Genomic DNA, 17889 nt, shown 5'->3' with positions numbered 1-17889 from the left:
TGAAACATACAAAGAAAACGAAAGAAATTTTTATTAAAAAGATTTATTTTCAAAAGAAAATGAAGTTTTACCTCACATATAAAAAGCCTTTTTGTTGTTCTTCTTTTCCGCGCTTGCTATAACGAACGATATAGAAATAAGTGCCGTGAAGAGCTTTGCTATTCCCTATAAAACCTTTGGCATTAGCATAACCTCTAAAATAATCGCCATTTTTGCCATAATGTTCATTTTCATATACTTTTAAGCCCATTTCATCAAATATGAGAAGATGAATAGAACTATTAGTATCTGCTCCTTCTAGCGATTAGTAGTTAAAGAAAAACTCCCCCTACTTGATAGTAAGAGGAGTTTTAACTATGTCATTTAAATATATAAATTACAAAGCTACGCGTTTGAAAGCTGTAATCTCTACATTTTTAGATTTTACAAAATCGGATACTTTTTTACTTTCATCGTAGATGTACACTTGGTCGAGGAGCGCTTTCTCTTGGTCGAGGGTAGTGTTATCGGAGATGAAGCGTTGTATCTTACCAGGAAGGATTTTATCCCAAATTTGTTCTGGTTTACCTTCAGCTTTCAGTTCAGCTTTAGCATCGGCTTCAGCTTTAGCTAATACTTCAGGAGTGAGTTGTGCTTGAGAAACGTATTGAGGTACGTGTTTGAGCGGTTTGCCCAAGCGGTGTAACTCTTCGTTTTCTTTTTCGATAATTGCGATGCGTGCTTCGGTTTCTTTAGCGATGTACTCAGGAGAGAAATCTTTGTAAGAAAGGGTTTCAGCACCCATAGCAGCGATTTGCATCGCCAAGTTTTTACCTACTTCGGCAGCATCGGCGATAGCTGCTGATAAGCCTACGATTGCAGCGATTTTGTTACCGTGGTGAATATAAGAACCTACAAAAGGCGCTTCTACTTTTTCGAAAGCCCCGAGCTCTATTTTCTCACCGATAACGCCTGTTTGTTCGAGGAGTTTTTCGGCTACGGTAATACCTTTGTAGTTAAGGGCAAGAAGTTCGTCTTTACTATTTACAGTAAGAGCGAGATCAGCTAAATCTTTAGCGAGGGCTATGAAATCGGCGTTTTTGGCTACGAAGTCGGTCTCACAGTTGAGAGAGATGATAGCACCTACAGTGTGGTTAGCATTCACTTGTGCGATAGCAGCGCCTTCTTTAGAATCGCGGTCAGCGCGTTTAGCAGCTACTTTCTGACCTTTTTTGCGCAATACTTCTATTGCTTTATCGAAATCGCCTTCGGCTTCGATGAGGGCAGCTTTACAGTCCATCATACCTGCGCCGGTAGCTTGGCGGAGTTTATTTACGTCTGCGGCGGTAATATTTGCCATTTTTATTAATGTTTATCCTCTCCCCAGCCCTCCCCCGAGGGGAGGGAGAAGCCGGTGAAAGTGAGTTAAAAAATAATTTTAAGGCTTTGACAAAGTCCCAAACTTTGTCAAAGCTTATTTGATTTATTCAGCTGCTTCAGCTTCTTTGTTAGCGTCGGCAGTTCTGCTAGAAAGACCTTCGTTTACAGCTTCGGTGATGTAAGAAAGAACTTTTTCGATAGCTTTAGAAGCGTCGTCGTTGGCAGGGATAGCAAAATCCACCTCACGAGGGTCGGAGTTTGTATCTACCATTGCGAAAATAGGAATGTTTAATTTTTGCGCTTCTCTTACAGCGATGTGTTCACGGAGTGTATCGACTACAAATAGAGCACCAGGGAGGCGAGACATATCGGCGATAGACCCTAAGTTCTTTTCGAGTTTTTCGCGCATACGTTCTACGTGTAGTTTTTCACGTTTTGAAAGGGTATCGAAAGTACCGTCTTTTTTCATTTTATCGATAGACGACATTTTCTTTACTGCCTTACGGATAGTTACAAAGTTAGTAAGCATACCACCAGGCCAACGCTCGGTGATGTAAGGCATTTTTACTGAAGTTGCTTTTTCGGCAACTACGTCTTTAGCTTGTTTTTTGGTAGCCACGAAAAGCACTTTTTTGCCAGAGGCTACGATTTTTTTGAGGGCTTCGGCAGCCTCTTCAATTTTAGCAGCGGTTTTGTACAAGTTGATTACGTGGATACCGTTGCGTTCCATATAGATGTAGGGAGCCATATTAGGATTCCATTTGCGGGTAAGGTGACCGAAATGTACGCCTGCATCTAATAAATCTTTAATTTCTATGTTATTTGCCATTTCTTTTTAAATAGTTTACGTTCCTACTATTAGCAATAGCTTGGAGAGGTTTTGTAAATTTTAAATAACCGCCTGAGCCATTTGGATGCTAAACTAAGGAGCAAATTGATATTAACGTTTAGAGAATTGGAATCTCTTACGGGCTTTTTTCTGACCGAATTTCTTGCGTTCAACCATACGAGGGTCGCGTGTTAAAAGCCCTTCGGGTTTCAATACGGTGCGGTTTTCAGCGTCGAGTTCGCAAAGTGCGCGAGCAATAGCCAAACGAACGGCTTCAGCTTGACCAGTGATACCACCACCATACACGTTTACTTTTACATCGTAAGCATCTTCAGCACCTACAAGGCTGAGGGCTTGTTTTACTTTGTATTGCAATGTAGGGGTAGTGAAATAATTGTTGAGTTCGCGTTTGTTTACGGTGATAGTACCGTTACCTGCTTTAAGGTAGATACGCGCTACGGCGGTTTTTCGTCTACCGATGGTGTGAATTACTTCCATTATTTCAAATCGTTTAAGTTAATGGTAACAGGTTGTTGAGCTTCTTGTTTGTGCTCGCTACCTGCATACACTTTTAAATTACGTAAAACTGCTGCACCCAATCTTGTTTTTGGTAACATACCTTTTACAGCTTTTTCGATGATACGTTCTGGGTGTTTGTCGAGGAGTTGTTTTGCTCCTGTGAAGCGTTGTCCTCCTGGGTAACCAGTGTGGCGAAGATAGCTTTTATCTTCCCATTTGTTCCCTGTAAGGTTGATTTTCTCGGCGTTAATAACGATTACGTTATCGCCACAATCAACGTGAGGGGTAAATTCGGATTTGTACTTACCGCGAAGTAGCTTGGCTACTTTAGAGGCAAGGCGACCCAAAGTCTGTCCATCAGCATCTACCAAGACCCACTTTTTGTTTACAGTGGCTTTATTGGCAGAGATGGTTTTGTAGCTTAATGTGTCCACTCTTTGTGATTTTTATTAAAAATTAAACATTCCTTAATAGTGTCATCAAACGACACTTTTATTTTTAGGGCGCAAAAGTACGACAATTTTTTGAATTGACCAAAAAAGTTAAGGTAAAAGGTAAAAGACAAAAGGTAATATATTAGAAATTAGAAGGTTAAAGAATTAATAGAAATTTCTCGGAGTATTTAAAAGCAGGAGCGACTGAAAAGGTTTGTTTTCAAAGAGTGTTTTTCAAACTACCCCCTACAATGTAACGTAAAAGCGATTCTAATATTGTAATATAGAATAAACAATATGTTATTTTTTCTACTCTTGATTCACATTATTCGTGTAGAACATATTTGCTTGTTGAGCTATAATAACTTTTCAATGATTTTGGGGAAATGTTCATATTCTAATAAGTGAATTTTTTCGGCTAAGGTGTCGGGAGTATCGGTGGAGAGTACGGTTGTTTTGGCTTGGAAGATGATATTACCTTCGTCGTAATGTTCGTTTACATAGTGAATGGTGATGCCACTTTCTTTTTCGGCATTGGCAATGACGGCTTCGTGCACGTGTGAGCCATACATTCCTTTTCCGCCGTATTTAGGCAAAAGAGAAGGGTGTATGTTGATGATTTTATGAGGATAAGCCTCAGTGAGATAAGCAGGTACTTTCCACAAGAAACCTGCCAGCACGATAAGGTCGGGGTGCTGGGATTTAAGGACATTGAGGACGATATCCGACTCATAGAACGCTTGTCGGTTGAAGACTAAAGAGGGAATGGCTAAGCGTTTGGCACGCGTGAGTACGCCTGCCTGAGGGTTATTGCAGAGTATAAGGCTTACTTGCGCAGTGTCTTTTTGGTGGAAATAGGTAGCGATACGTTCGGCATTGGAGCCTGAACCTGAGGCAAAAATGATAATCTTTTTCATAGGGGGTAATTTAAACATCTCCCTAACCCCTCTTCAAAAGGGGAAGATGGAGCGCAAAAGCGATGGGTTACTGTTGGGTGAGTTGATGAGAAAAATCTTCTATGAGTTGGGTTACGGATTTGTAAATGGTGGCGTAATCGGTGAGTTCTTTTCCTATATAGAGAAAGGCAAGGGCATACTTTTCAGTTTTTACGGGCAATAGGTGTTTTTGGAGTCGGTAGCTTTCGCGCAGGCGCCGTTTTAGCAAATTGCGATGTACTGCGCGCTTGAAAGTGCGTTTGGGCACACTGATAAGCAGTTGGTAAGGAGCTTCTAAGCTGCTAACAGGGGCGTACAACAACCTAAGCGGATAGCAGGTAAGTGCCTCGGCTTGGGCAAAGAGTTGCTGAATGGCTTCACGCTTGCAGAGTTTTTCGGTTTTGGGAAAAGTAGGCAAAATAAAACACATTAAATTCGACGGCAAAGGTAAGAAAGAATTAACAAATGGACAAATGAAAAGAGTGGTCTTAGCTTATAGAAAGCTTATAGGAAGCTTATACGAATCTTGGACGATTGGTATAGAAAAGGCGTTAATTCACTGAATATCATATGTTAAATAAATGTTAATGAGAAAAAGGAATAATCAAGGAAAGAGCTAAGAAACGAAAGGGTGGCAGATAGCTGAAAAATCTTTTTATTGCTATTTGCTATTTAATTTGTACATTTGCACCTTAATTACTGAACTGAGATATTTAAGCATATGAATTTAACACCAGCAATCAGAAAACAATACACTACTGAACAAAAAACGGCTTTGGAAGCTCAGCGCTTGGCTCAAGAGATTGCTTTTGCGCCTGTGGTGTTCCAAATATCACATCTAATGGTAAAACTCGGCGTGTTCGAGGCTTTGTGCAATGCCCCTGAAGGATTGACAATGCAGGAGGTGGCGACTAAAACACAGCTGAGTGACTATGCTGTGAAAATACTTTTGGAGTCGTCGCTTTCCATAGGTACGGTACTCTTGAAAGAGGGCGACCGTTTTGCAATATCGAAAGCAGGTTGGTTTTTGCTTCGCGACAAGAGCACCCGTGTGAATATGGAATTCATTCAAGAGGTGTGCTACGAAGGGTTGTTTCACCTTGAAGAAGCCCTTAAAGAAGGGAAACCTGCTGGGCTTAAAGTGTTTGGGTCTTGGCCTACGATTTATGAGGGGCTCTCACAATTGCCCCAAAAGGCGCAAGAAAAGTGGTTTGCTTTTGACCATTACTATTCTGATTATTCTTTTGAAGATGCTTTAAATATCATTTTTAAACGCCCTGTAAAGACGCTCTTAGACGTGGGAGGGAATACGGGACGCTTTGCGTTAAAGACCGTGAGCTTTAACCCCGATGTGCAGGTAACCATTATGGACTTACCTCAGCAACTGGGTTTGATGAAAAACAATATCGCAGGCAAAGAAGGGGCTGACCGTATTGGAGGCTATCCGGCTAATCTGTTGGACGCCTCTGTGCCTTTTCCGAAAGGGTTTGACGTGATATGGATGAGTCAGTTTTTGGATTGCTTCTCAGAGGAGGAAGTAACGAGTATTCTCAGTAGGGCAGCTGCTGCGATGGACGCTCATACCGAGTTGTATATTCTGGAAGCCTATTGGGACAGACAACAACACGAAACGGGGGCGTATTGCCTTACCCAAATCAGTGTGTATTTTACGGCAATGGCAAACGGCAATAGCAAGATGTACTATTCGGGTGATATGATAAAATGCGTAGAACGCGCTGGACTAAAGGTAGTGGATATCTATGACAACTTAGGCAGTGGCAATAGCCATACGCTGTTTAAGGTAGTGATTAATGGTTAATGGTTAGTGGTTAATGATTAATGGTGGTTGTGCGACAGGCAGGTATGAGGCACAGGGGTAACTTTTGGGAGAAAATAGATGTATAGGAATATTATAAAACCGGCGTTAGACTTTCTTACAGCACTGATTGCCTTTATTGTGCTGAGTCCTATCTTTGTGGTGGTGATGGTAGGGTTGTGGTTTGCTAATAACGGAAAGCCGTTCTTCTATCAGTTACGACCTGGGAAAGGAGAACGCATTTTTAGGATTATCAAGTTCAAAACAATGAACGACCGTTGTGATGCCAACGGACAGCTTTTGCCTGATGCTAAGCGACTCACGAAAATAGGAGCTTTTGTACGGAAGACTTCGCTTGATGAGATACCACAGTTGCTGAATGTATTGAAAGGGGATATGTCGGTTATAGGTCCGAGACCGTTATTGCCTCAGTATTTACCTTTGTATAACGAGACTCAGAAGCGTAGGCACGAGGTAAAACCAGGTATCACTGGTTGGGCGCAAGTGAATGGACGCAATGCTATCAGCTGGGAAAAGAAATTTGAGTTGGACGTGTGGTATGTAGACCACCAATCATTCGTATTAGACCTTAAAATACTGTTTCTTACGGTGAAGAAAGTGTTTATACGCGAAGGGATATCACAAGAAGGACAAGCTACAATGGAGGAGTTTAGAGGAGGTCGTAGCACGGCAAGCAGTTTGTAGCACGACAAGTATTTTTTATAAATGAAAGAAGAAAATAATATATTAATCACGTCGGCAGGGCAACGGGTGGCGTTGTTGCGGGCTTTTCAAAGAGAATTGAAAGAGCTATTCCCTGAGAGCAAGGTGTATGCGGTAGATATGAACCCTGCTTTCTCGCCTGCTTGCCAGATAGCCGATGGATATGCCTCTATATGTAAAGCAACTGATGAGAATTATCCACAAGCCTTATTAGAACAATGTTTGCAATGGGGTGTAAAACTTATTGTCCCTACTATTGATACTGAACTACTGATGCTTGCTAAGCATCAACGACTTTTTTTAGACAAAGGAATTACCCCTGTGGTTTCCTCATTAGCGTTTGTGCAACAATGTAGGGATAAACGACTTACAAACACTTTTTTTCGAGAAAAAGGCATAGAGGTACCTGTTTCTATTGATAAAACACGACCTACTTTTCCGCTCCTTATAAAGCCCTACAATGGTTCGCTTAGCAAAGATATTTTTGTGATACGCAAGGCAGATGAGCTGACTGATTATCACCTTAACAACCCTGACCTGCTTTTTATGGAGTATATAGACCCAAAAATGCACGATGAATATACGGTAGATGCCTATTACAATCGCAATGGAGATTTAAAATGCGCGGTACCCCGCAAACGCATATTTGTGCGTGCAGGTGAAATCAACAAAGGGATTACTGAAAAGAACGTTTTAGTGCCATTCGTTACAAAACATCTTGCGCATATTGAAGGGGCAAAAGGCTGTTTAACGATGCAATTTTTTTTAAATCGGACGACAAAACAAGTGATAGCTATTGAAATCAATCCTCGTTTTGGAGGAGGTTTCCCGCTTAGCTATGTCGCAGGAGCTAATTATCCTAAATACTTAATAGAAGAATACTTGTTAGGCAAAGAAATACCAGTGAACAACAATTGGGAAGACCATTTGTTGATGCTTAGGTATGACGAAGCTGTTTTTGTAAGCCATTATGAGTAGCAAGTACGTTATTTTTGATTTAGACGATACTTTGGTATATGAAATCGACTATTTGAAGTCGGCTTACCGAGCAATAGCTTCTTTGGTTGTCTCTGAGGCGGTAGCAACGGAAAGGCTTTATAAGCAAATGATTTGTGAATATCAAGAAGGAAGGAATGCTTTTGAATATGTGGCAAAGTACTTTCCACATTTCAGTATGGAACAATTATTGCAGGTTTATAGAAACCATTTCCCTGTAATATCTTTAAATGAAGGAGCACAAGAAGTTTTAGTTTTTTGCAAAGCTCAAGGCTATAAAATAGGACTTATTACTGATGGACGATCAGTTACACAGCGCAATAAGTTAAGAGCTTTAGGGATAGAAGCCCTGTTTGACAAAATTGTCATTTCGGAAGAATTTGGCAGTAGTAAACCTGACTTACACAACTATGAAGTGTTTACAGAAGAAGATATTAAGGCGTATTGCTATATAGGCGACAATCCTGCAAAAGACTTTATAGCTCCAAATATATTGGGATGGACGAGTTACTGTTTGCTCAATAAGGGATGGAACATACACTCGCAGGATTTCGAGGTAGCCCCTGCACAACAACCTACCTATATTATCACAGAATTAAAAGAACTTATATACACGTTATGAAAGAAAAAATATGGTTATCTTCCCCACATATGGGAGGAAACGAACTAAAATATATCCATCAAGCCTTTGAGGAGAATTGGGTAGCGCCCTTAGGTCCTAACGTAAATGGCTTTGAAGAGGATTTGCAACACTTTTTAGGCAATGGAGTGAAAGTATCGGCACTTTCGGCGGGCACGGCAGCCTTGCACTTAGCTCTTATAGAGTGTGGGGTGCAAGCAGGCGATGAGGTGCTCTGTCAATCGATGACTTTTTCAGCTTCTGCTAATCCTATCGTATACCAAGGAGCTACGCCCGTGTTTGTAGACTCGGAAGAGAGCACCTGGAATATCTCTCCCGCTTTCTTAGAAGAAGCCATTGAAGACCGTATTAAAAAAGGCAAGAAGCCCAAAGCAGTAGTAGCTGTATCGCTCTACGGAATGCCTTTCAAAATAGAGGAGGTACTCGCTCTATGTAAAAAGTATGATATTCCATTGGTGGAAGATGCCGCTGAAGCCTTAGGAAGCACTTACAAAGGAAAACCTTGTGGTACTTTTGGTAGGTTTGGGGTACTTTCGTTCAACGGTAATAAGATTATCACTACCTCAGGAGGAGGGGCTTTGGTATGTCACACTCAAGAAGAGAAAGATAAAGCTGTATTTTTGAGCACCCAAGCACGCGACAACGCTCCTCACTACCAGCATTCGCACATAGGATATAACTACCGTATGAGCAATATTACGGCAGGCATAGGTCGTGGACAAATGGAGGTATTGCCACAGCGCATTGAAGCTCGCCGAAAGATGCACGCTTTTTATGCCGACTTGTTCAAAGGAATTGAAGGGATAAAATTACTTACAGAGCCCAATGAAGATTACTTTTGTAATTATTGGCTTTCGGCTATTACCATTGATAAAACTAAAACAGGATTTGATAGAGAAGACTTGCGATTAGCCTTTTTGGAAGAAAATATTGAAACGCGTCCTTTATGGAAACCTATGCACTTGCAACCTGTATTTGCTACAGCTCCTTACTATGGTAAAAAGACCTGTGAGCACTTATTTAACAATGGTTTATGCTTGCCCTCAGGTTCTAATCTTACTGATGCAGACCGAGAGAGAATAAAAGGCGTTTTTAAGAAATTATAAAGTGTCTCTATAAAATTAAAAAGAATTTTGTACCTTTGTGCAAATTTTTCCATTTATATTTAAAACAATGCCTCAAGCACATAATACATATAGTGATAGCACTTTGGTAAACTTAGCTACTGCTCGTTACACCCCACGTTGGATCGTGGTGTGTATGGAGGTGCTTTTGCTATTTATAGCTCTATTCTTTTCCTTTTTTGTAGTAGAACGCTTGGGGGTATATATTCCCGACAGTATTCCTCTTTACAAACGCTATTTATTAGTTATAGGGGTGAATATCTTCTTTATGTTCATCTTCCGTACTTATTCAGGGATTATACGGTATTCTACTTTTAGGGATTTGTTTCGCATTCTGCTTTCAAGTGGGTGTACGGTGATAGCAATGTTTATTGCTAACAAGATAAGTCTGCACGTTATAGGCGAAAAAGTGTTGTTGAACCCTATTCTACTGATATATTTTACTGTGTCGTTCATCATACTATTTGTATTTAGGTTATCAGTAAAAGAGTTTTTTTATTTGGTAAAAGAAATTAATAGGCGTACTTCTAAGAGGCGTATTCTCATCTTAGGGATAGATGATGAAGCAGTAGCTTTCGCCAATGGGATTATAGGCAATGCTGCGATTCCTTATTCGGTAGTAGGGTTTCTTACTGGGCGTACGAATCCTAAGCAGGCCACACTGTTGGGTAGACCCATTATCTCAAAAGATAAATTTATAGATACTCCTTGTGAAGAATTAGAGGCTGATGGGGTGCTCATAAACAAGAACCATCTTTCCAAAGAAGAGATGACTTTTTGGGTGAATGTGTGTTTAGAAAAAGGTTTGCAAATACTCAAAACTCCTGCACTGCAGAAATTACGTCCAGAAAAAGAAGGATTTAACCTTCATAAAATACAAATAGAAGACCTCTTAGGACGGAGACAGATAGTATTAGATAACGAAGAAGTACGCGAAAAACACTATCACAAGAATATATTGGTAACAGGAGGAGCAGGGTCTATTGGTAGTGAGTTGATACGACAGATAGCTACCTTCACCCCCGCCTTAGTAGTTGTAGTCGACCAAGCAGAAACTCCTCTATACGACATAGAATTAGAACTTAAAGAGAGCTTCCCGGACATCGCTTTTGAGTTTGTTTTAGCCGACATTACCAACCGTGAACGTTTAGAAAGTGTGTTTAAAGCGCATAAGTTTTCAGTAGTCTATCACGCGGCTGCCTATAAACACGTACCGATGATAGAAGAGAATCCGCACGAAGCTGCGTTGGTAAACATACAAGGGACTAAAAATGTAGCACTCTTAGCTAACAAGTATGAAGTATCTCACTTTGTGATGATATCCACTGATAAAGCAGTGAATCCCACCAATGTAATGGGTGCTTCAAAGAGGGTGGCAGAGCTCTTTGTACAAGCCTTACAAAACAAAGAGGGTAACAAAACAACTTTTATCACCACTCGTTTTGGCAATGTATTAGGTTCTAATGGATCGGTAATTCCTCATTTTAGGAAACAGATAGAAAAAGGAGGTCCTGTAACCATTACCCACCCTGATATAGTACGTTACTTTATGACGATAACCGAAGCGTGTGAGTTAGTACTCCAAGCAGGGACTATGGGCAAAGGCGGTGAGATTTTTGTTTTTGATATGGGTGAACCCGTGAAAATTCTTAACCTCGCTACTCGTATGATTAAACTATCAGGCTTTGAACCTAATGTAGATATCAAGCTCGTGTACACAGGTTTGCGCCCTGGTGAGAAACTCTATGAAGAACTACTAAGTGACAGTACTAAAACAATGCCTACGCACCACAAGAAAATAATGATTAGCAAAGACCCTTCAATGTCGTTTACTGAAATAGAGGCTCTCACTAACAAAATGTATGAGGTAGCTACGCAAGGGGATAAGACAGAAGTAGTACGTTTATTAAAACAAATAGTAAAGGAGTTTAAAAGCAATAACTCCGAATATGAAACCTTAGATAAGAAAATAGAATGAGAATAGCAGTCATAGGCACCGGATATGTGGGGTTAGTGTCAGGGGCTTGTTTTGCTGAGATGGGCAACAAAGTAACCTGCGTAGATGTAAACACTGAGAAAATAGAGAAGCTGAAACAAGGTGTGATTCCTATTTACGAGCCAGGATTGGAAGAAATGGTACAGAGCAATTTAGCTAAAACACTATTTTTCACTACTGACCTCGCGGAGGCAATCAAAGATGCTGAGATTGCTTTTATAGCTGTAGGTACTCCTATGGGTGATGATGGGTCGGCAGACTTGCAATATGTGCTTTCGGTAGCCCAAGCCATAGGCGAAACAATGCAAGGAGAGTTAATAGTTGTAGACAAATCGACTGTGCCCGTAGGCACTGCCGATAAGGTACGCACTACCGTGCAAGCTGCCTTGGATAAACGCGGAGTGAGTTACAAATTTCACGTGGTGTCCAACCCCGAGTTTTTAAAAGAAGGCAAAGCAATTGAAGACTTTATGAAGCCTGACCGTGTAGTGATAGGGGCAGATAGTGAGTTCGCTTTCAAGAAGATGAAAGAGCTCTACAGTCCGTTCTATATACAAAATGACCGTATGATTACAATGGATATTCGTTCGGCAGAGATGACCAAATACGCTGCCAATACGATGCTTGCTACTAAGATTTCGTTTATGAACGAGATCGCGAATATCTGTGAGCGTGTAGGTGCTGATGTGAACAAAGTGCGTATAGGGATAGGATCTGATAGCAGGATAGGCTTTAGCTTTATTTACCCAGGATGTGGCTATGGAGGTTCTTGTTTCCCGAAAGACGTATTGGCACTTAAAAAATTAGCAGAAGAGGTAGATTACAAAGCAGAACTGATTGAATCAGTAGACAATGTGAACAACCGTCAGAAGATAGTGATCGCACAGAAAGTAGTTAACAAATATGGGGAAGACCTCAGTGGTAGAACTTTTGCGGTATGGGGACTTTCATTCAAACCTGAAACCGATGATATGCGGGAAGCTCCTGCGATTTACATCATCAAGGAGCTCATAAAACGCGGTGCCAAAGTACAAGCCTACGACCCCAAAGCAGTTCACGAGGCAAAGGTATGTTACCTAAAAGACGTACCCGTTACTTATGTAGAGAGCAAATACGAAGCTCTTAAAGGTGCGGACGCTTTGTTGTTGCTCACCGAATGGAAAGAGTTCCGCGTACCCGATTTCGACGAGATTGCTAAAATGCTAAAAGAAAAAGTAATCTTTGATGGCAGGAATCAGTATAATGCCTTTGAGTTACCAAGCAAGGGTTGGGAGTATGTACAGATAGGAGTATAAATAATAAATGACACGGATAACTCACTTTAAAAATAAACACAAAGAAATTATTTAATGCTAAATATAGAACATTTTATATCGAAATACGTTACCAAGCGTCCTGAGAGTATGTTTCAGGCAGATTTGCACACCCATCAAGCAGCACTAACTAAGGCTATTGAGGGCAAGAGCGTATTGGTAATTGGTGGCGCAGGCTCTATTGGAAGCTCGTATATCAAAGCCTTACTACCTTTCAAACCTAAAGGTTTGGTAGTAGTAGATATTAGCGAAAATGGGCTTACCGAACTCACTCGCGAGTTGCGCAGTACTTCCGCCTTTACAGTGCCTACCGACTATGTAACCTACCCTATGAATTACGCCGATGATACTTTTGTAAAAATGTTCAAAGCTCGTGACGGTTTTGATATAGTAGCTAACTTTTCAGCTCACAAGCACGTGCGAAGCGAAAAAGATAAATATTCGGTAGAAGCCTTACTCAAAAACAATATCGTAAACGCTAAAAAATTCTTAGATTTATTGTGTGACTATCCTCCTGAACATTTCTTCTGTGTATCGACCGACAAAGCTGCTAACCCTGTAAATATAATGGGAGGTAGCAAAAAAATAATGGAAGATATGATAATGGCTTATGCTCATAAGTTCCCCGTAACTACAGCACGTTTTGCCAATGTAGCCTTCTCTAATGGCTCATTGCCAGCAGGATTTTTAGAGCGTATTGCTAAAAACCAACCATTATCAGCCCCTTCTGATGTAACTCGTTACTTTGTATCTCCCGAAGAAAGCGGACAAATTTGTTTAATGGCTTGTATATTAGGCACTACAGGACAGATATACTTCCCTAAATTGAAGAAAGAACAAGTACTTACTTTCTCAGAAATAGCCTCCCAGCTATTAAAAGACTTAGGATATACCCCTCTGGAATGCAAGAGTGAAGCTGAAGCTATTGCTAAGGCTGAAAGCCGAAAAGAAACTGATAAATGGTATCCCGTTTATTTCTCAACAAGTGATACCACAGGCGAAAAACCCTACGAGGAATTTTATACTGAAGGAGAACAAGTAACATTAGATAAATACACTTCTTTAGGAGTGATTAGTCTACAATCTTTTAAAAAAATAACTGAAATAGAAAGTTTTATAAATAAACTAACCCAACTATTTGACAATCCTACTACTGAGAAAAAAGACATCACCCTGCTGATGAAAACATTCTTAGTAAATTTCGACCACCAAGAAACAGGAAAGTATTTGGATAGCAAAATGTAATATTGATGATAAAAATTTCAACTTTGACAAAGTATAGAACTTTGTCAAAGTATTATAGGCAAATTGAATATGAATATCGCTGAAACCATATCCTTTATACGTGACCTTTACGATGAGAAAGAGGCTTTTATTCCATTACACGCCCCTACTTTTGCAGGGAATGAAAAAAAATACTTAGAAGAGTGCATTGATACTACTTTCGTATCAAGCGTAGGAAAATTTGTAGACCTCTTCGAACAAAAAATAGCTGAATATACAGGAGCCAAATATGCTGTAGTATGCGTAAATGGCACCAATGGCCTCCACATAGCCCTAAAGCTCAGTGGGGTAGAAGCCGGTGATGAGGTAATCACTCAACCGCTAACCTTTATAGCTACTACTAATGCTATCGTATATGCAGGAGCTGTACCCGTATTTGTAGATGTCGATAAAGATACAATGGGACTCTCTCCTACCTCTTTAGAGCACTTTTTAAAAGAAAATACCGAACTACGAGGGAATGAATGCTACCATAAACAAACAAACCGACGTATCAAAGCGTGTATGCCAATGCACACCTTTGGGCACGCCTGCCGTATAGAAGAAATTATAGCTATCTGCGATCGTTATCATATAGAAGTAATGGAAGATGCTGCCGAAGCCATCGGTAGTTATTACAGAGGCAAACATTTGGGCACATTCGCCAAAATAGGAGGTATCTCTTTCAATGGTAATAAAACCATTACTACAGGAGGTGGCGGTATGATACTCACCAATGATGAGTCTATAGGCAAACACGCCAAACACCTCACCACCCAAGCCAAAGTACCTCACGCTTGGGAGTTCGTACACGATGAAATAGGTTATAATTATCGTATGCCCAATATCAATGCTGCCTTAGGGGTAGCCCAATTAGAACAGTTAGAGGGCTTTTTAACCAACAAACGCGCTACAGCCGAAGCCTATAAAGCTTATTTCGAAAAACAAGGTATTACCTTTTTTGCCGAACGTGAATACGAAAAATGCAACTATTGGCTCAATGCCATTATCTTAAACAACAAAGAAGAGCGCGACACTTTCCTTACCGAAACAAATGCAAAGGGGGTAATGAGTCGCCCAATATGGCAACTAATGAACCGACTACCGATGTTTAAAGACAGCCCTAAAGCAGACCTTAGCAACGCCGAATGGTTAGAAGCAAGAGTAGTGAATATACCCAGTGGAGTGAGATGAAAAAAGAAAAACCTAATATCATCCTTGTAGGAGGCGGAGGGCATTGCACCTCGGTGATAGATGTGATTGAACAAGAAGAAAAATATCTCATCAAAGGAATTATCGACTCCAAGGAGCATTTAGGAAAAGAAGTATTAGGATATAAAATTATAGCTACTGATGATGATTTAGAAAAATTATACCTAACTTGCCCTAATGCTTTAATTTCAGTAGGACAAATAAAAAGTAATGTTTTACGAGTGCACTTATTCCAAAAGTTGAAAACAATAGGCTATCATTTGCCTGTAGTAATTTCTCCTTTGGCGTATGTGTCAAAACACACTATTATAGAAGAAGGTACAATTATAATGCATCACGCTTTAGTGAATGCAGGGGCTAAAATAGGAAAAAACTGTATTGTCAATACCAAAGCAAATATCGAACACGGTGTAGTGATAGACGATTTTTGTCATATCTCTACAGGAGCAATAATCAATGGAGATTGTGTGATCGGCAGAGGTACTTTTATAGGTAGTAATGCTACTATTTCTAATGGGGTAACCATTCCACCTAATAGTATCATATCAGCAGGAACATTTGTAAAAAAATGAAAAGAACACTTATCATAGCCGAAGCAGGCGTTAATCATAATGGCGATATCGCCAAAGCCAAGGCTCTTATTGATAAAGGAGCTGAAGCTGGTGTGGATTATGTGAAATTCCAAACCTTTAAGGCTGGCAACTTGGTAACCAAACAAGCAAAACGAGCAGCCTATCAAGATAAAAACACGCAAGACAACGACTCTCAGTATGAAATGCTCAAAAAATTAGAGCTCTCTCAAAAAGATCATCAAGAGTTAATTGACTATTGTGCCCAAAAAGGTGTGCAATTTCTCTCTACAGGTTTTGATTTCGAATCGTTAGAATTCTTAGCTGGGTTAGGAATCACTATAGCTAAAGTTCCTTCAGGTGAAATTACTAACCTGCCCTATTTAAGAAAAGTAGCAACTCTTTTTCCTGAAGTGATACTCTCTACAGGTATGGCTAACATCACCGAAATAAAAGATGCCGTAAAAGTACTTACTGATAATGGGGTAAGCAAAAACAGAATTACAGTATTGCATTGTAATACCGAATACCCCACCCCTATGGAAGATGTAAACCTAAAAGCAATGCTACATATTCAACAAGAAGTAGGCGTCAATATAGGTTATTCCGACCATACTTTGGGAATAGAAGTCCCTATAGCTGCGGTAGCCTTAGGCGCTACCGTGATCGAAAAACACTTTACCTTAGATAAAACTTTACCAGGTCCCGATCATAAAGCATCGCTTGAACCTGAGGAACTAAAAGCTATGGTAAGTGCAATCCGCAATATAGAAAAAGCAGTAGGTGGTTCTGGCATCAAAGAGGTTTCTGCTTCTGAAGCTAAGAACAAACCTATTGTGAGAAAAAGTATCGTAGCTGCCAAAAAAATAGCAAAAGGAGAACCTTTTACCGTTGAAAACTTAACCGTAAAACGCCCCGGCACGGGTATTTCTCCTATGCAATGGGATGAGGTAATAGGTAAAACAGCTAAAAAGGACTTTGAAGAAGACGATTTGATTGAGCTATGAGAAAAATTTGTGTCATAACAGGTACAAGAGCCGAGTTTGGCTTGTTACGCCCTTTGATAGAACTCATCAATAAAGATATTGAGTTACAATTGCAACTCATCGCTACAGGAACGCATTTGTCTCCTGAGTTTGGTTATACTCTTGATGAGATAACCGCAGCAGGTTTTGTAGTCAATAAAAAAGTAGAATGCTTGCTATCGTCAGATACTTCAGTAGGCATTTCAAAGAGCATTGCCTTAGCTGTTTCAGGCTTCGCTGATGCTCTTGAGGATCTACAGCCAGACTTAGTGGTGGTTTTGGGCGATAGAACGGAAATATTAGGGGCGGTGATAGCAGCTGGAATGGCTAACATCCCAATAGCACACTTACACGGAGGTGAAACAACCGAAGGCGCTTATGATGAAGCTATTAGGCATAGCATTACTAAGTTTAGTCATTTACACTTCACTTCTACAGAAGTCTATCGAAAAAGAGTAATACAATTAGGAGAACACCCTGATACAGTATTTAATGTAGGAGCTATAGGCTTAGATAGTATAAAAAAATTAAAGTTATTGGATAGACAAGCTTTTGAAAAATCTATTGATTTCAAGCTGAAGAAAAGAAATGTACTCATTACCTATCATCCTGTAACACTCGAAAAAGAAGCTCCTATACAAACTTTTGAAAATATACTGACAGCCCTTGATGAGCTCACTGATACGGCTCTTATCTTTACCCACGCTAACTCAGATAAAAACGGACGTATCATCAATAAAATGATTACTGAATATGTAGAGACTCACAAGGATAAAGCGGTTGCTTTTAAATCATTGGGGCAATTGCGTTACCTATCAGCCTTACAATTTGTAGATTTTGTTATAGGCAACTCTTCTTCTGGGATTTTAGAAGTACCTGCTTTTTGTATTCCTACTATTAACATAGGCGATAGACAGAAAGGACGTTTTTGTAGTGAGAGTGTTATTAATAGTACTAACACTTTGGAGGTTATCAAAAAAAGTATTACTTTTGCTCTCTCTAAACAATTTAGAGATAAAATAAAGCAACAAGAAATGCCATATGGCAATGGGACTGCCGCTGAAAAAATTTTAAAAACAATCAAAGAACACTCTATTATTCCTTTAAAAAAGTCGTTTTACAATATTGACAATTAA

The 17889-nt window shown here is 40.0% G+C and carries 18 protein-coding genes and 1 pseudogene; 12 read left to right on the top strand and 7 right to left on the bottom strand.

What is annotated here, in order from left to right:
• Positions 1-67 precede the first annotated feature (67 nt).
• The 7 genes and pseudogenes from HMPREF1321_RS09670 to HMPREF1321_RS09640 all read right to left on the bottom strand — a co-directional run.
• Positions 68-304, bottom strand: a pseudogene (locus HMPREF1321_RS09670) (gliding motility-associated C-terminal domain-containing protein); the annotation flags it as partial.
• A 72-nt stretch (positions 305-376) separates the two neighbouring features.
• Positions 377-1339, bottom strand: coding sequence for a translation elongation factor Ts (gene tsf / locus HMPREF1321_RS09665; RefSeq protein WP_009422394.1), 963 nt, complete (start codon positions 1337-1339; stop codon positions 377-379).
• Between the two features lie 123 nt (positions 1340-1462).
• The gene (gene rpsB, locus HMPREF1321_RS09660) at positions 1463-2188 is read right to left on the bottom strand and encodes a 30S ribosomal protein S2 (RefSeq protein ID WP_009422407.1); all 726 of its coding nucleotides are present in this window, start codon (positions 2186-2188) and stop codon (positions 1463-1465) included.
• 111 nt (positions 2189-2299) lie between these two features.
• Positions 2300-2686: a 30S ribosomal protein S9 gene (gene rpsI / locus HMPREF1321_RS09655; protein WP_009422392.1), complete on the bottom strand. Its 387-nt coding sequence runs from the start codon at positions 2684-2686 to the stop codon at positions 2300-2302.
• The gene (rplM, locus tag HMPREF1321_RS09650) at positions 2686-3141 is read right to left on the bottom strand and encodes a 50S ribosomal protein L13 (protein WP_009422395.1); all 456 of its coding nucleotides are present in this window, start codon (positions 3139-3141) and stop codon (positions 2686-2688) included. Before rplM ends, rpsI begins: the two co-directional genes overlap by 1 nt.
• 356 nt (positions 3142-3497) lie before the next feature.
• Entirely contained in the window at positions 3498-4058 is a 561-nt protein-coding gene (purN, locus tag HMPREF1321_RS09645; protein ID WP_009422372.1) for a phosphoribosylglycinamide formyltransferase, read from the bottom strand.
• Positions 4059-4125: 67 nt separating this feature from the next.
• A complete protein-coding gene (locus tag HMPREF1321_RS09640) occupies positions 4126-4506 on the bottom strand; it encodes a ribonuclease P protein component (protein WP_009422417.1) in 381 nt (126 codons plus the stop codon).
• Positions 4507-4797: 291 nt separating this feature from the next.
• On the opposite strand from HMPREF1321_RS09640, the gene HMPREF1321_RS09635 reads away from it, so the two are divergent.
• The 12 genes from HMPREF1321_RS09635 (at position 4798) to neuC (ending at position 17889) form a co-directional block, all read left to right on the top strand.
• Entirely contained in the window at positions 4798-5895 is a 1098-nt protein-coding gene (locus tag HMPREF1321_RS09635; RefSeq protein WP_009422444.1) for a methyltransferase, read from the top strand.
• Positions 5896-5973: 78 nt separating this feature from the next.
• Complete coding sequence (locus tag HMPREF1321_RS09630) at positions 5974-6597, top strand: sugar transferase (RefSeq protein ID WP_009422416.1); 624 nt, start codon at positions 5974-5976, stop codon at positions 6595-6597.
• A 21-nt stretch (positions 6598-6618) separates the two neighbouring features.
• Positions 6619-7593 carry an ATP-grasp domain-containing protein gene (locus tag HMPREF1321_RS09625; protein ID WP_009422449.1) on the top strand — a complete coding sequence of 325 codons (975 nt, stop codon included), beginning with the start codon at positions 6619-6621 and terminating at the stop codon, positions 7591-7593.
• On the top strand, positions 7586-8233 hold the full coding sequence (locus HMPREF1321_RS09620; RefSeq protein WP_009422410.1) for an HAD family hydrolase: 648 nt from the start codon (positions 7586-7588) through the stop codon (positions 8231-8233). Before HMPREF1321_RS09625 ends, HMPREF1321_RS09620 begins: the two co-directional genes overlap by 8 nt.
• Positions 8230-9357, top strand: coding sequence for a DegT/DnrJ/EryC1/StrS family aminotransferase (locus HMPREF1321_RS09615; RefSeq protein WP_009422431.1), 1128 nt, complete (start codon positions 8230-8232; stop codon positions 9355-9357). Before HMPREF1321_RS09620 ends, HMPREF1321_RS09615 begins: the two co-directional genes overlap by 4 nt.
• Before the next feature lie 67 nt (positions 9358-9424).
• Positions 9425-11353, top strand: a complete 1929-nt coding sequence (locus HMPREF1321_RS09610) for a nucleoside-diphosphate sugar epimerase/dehydratase (RefSeq protein ID WP_009422434.1) — start codon at positions 9425-9427, stop codon at positions 11351-11353.
• Positions 11350-12666: a UDP-glucose dehydrogenase family protein gene (locus HMPREF1321_RS09605; protein WP_009422426.1), complete on the top strand. Its 1317-nt coding sequence runs from the start codon at positions 11350-11352 to the stop codon at positions 12664-12666. The genes HMPREF1321_RS09610 and HMPREF1321_RS09605 overlap by 4 nt, the downstream gene beginning before the upstream one ends.
• 54 nt (positions 12667-12720) lie before the next feature.
• Positions 12721-13929 carry a UDP-N-acetylglucosamine 4,6-dehydratase gene (locus HMPREF1321_RS09600; RefSeq protein ID WP_009422405.1) on the top strand — a complete coding sequence of 403 codons (1209 nt, stop codon included), beginning with the start codon at positions 12721-12723 and terminating at the stop codon, positions 13927-13929.
• 69 nt (positions 13930-13998) lie between these two features.
• On the top strand, positions 13999-15141 hold the full coding sequence (locus HMPREF1321_RS09595; RefSeq protein ID WP_009422421.1) for a LegC family aminotransferase: 1143 nt from the start codon (positions 13999-14001) through the stop codon (positions 15139-15141).
• The gene (locus HMPREF1321_RS09590; protein WP_009422356.1) at positions 15096-15731 is read left to right on the top strand and encodes an acetyltransferase; all 636 of its coding nucleotides are present in this window, start codon (positions 15096-15098) and stop codon (positions 15729-15731) included. Before HMPREF1321_RS09595 ends, HMPREF1321_RS09590 begins: the two co-directional genes overlap by 46 nt.
• A complete protein-coding gene (neuB, locus tag HMPREF1321_RS09585) occupies positions 15728-16735 on the top strand; it encodes an N-acetylneuraminate synthase (protein WP_009422382.1) in 1008 nt (335 codons plus the stop codon). Before HMPREF1321_RS09590 ends, neuB begins: the two co-directional genes overlap by 4 nt.
• Positions 16732-17889, top strand: coding sequence for a UDP-N-acetylglucosamine 2-epimerase (gene neuC, locus HMPREF1321_RS09580; RefSeq protein ID WP_009422370.1), 1158 nt, complete (start codon positions 16732-16734; stop codon positions 17887-17889). Before neuB ends, neuC begins: the two co-directional genes overlap by 4 nt.

The organism is Capnocytophaga sp. oral taxon 412 str. F0487 (genome assembly GCF_000271925.1).
Taxonomy (GTDB): Bacteria; Bacteroidota; Bacteroidia; order Flavobacteriales; family Flavobacteriaceae; genus Capnocytophaga; species Capnocytophaga ochracea.
This window is presented reverse-complemented; position numbering and strand designations above follow the sequence as displayed.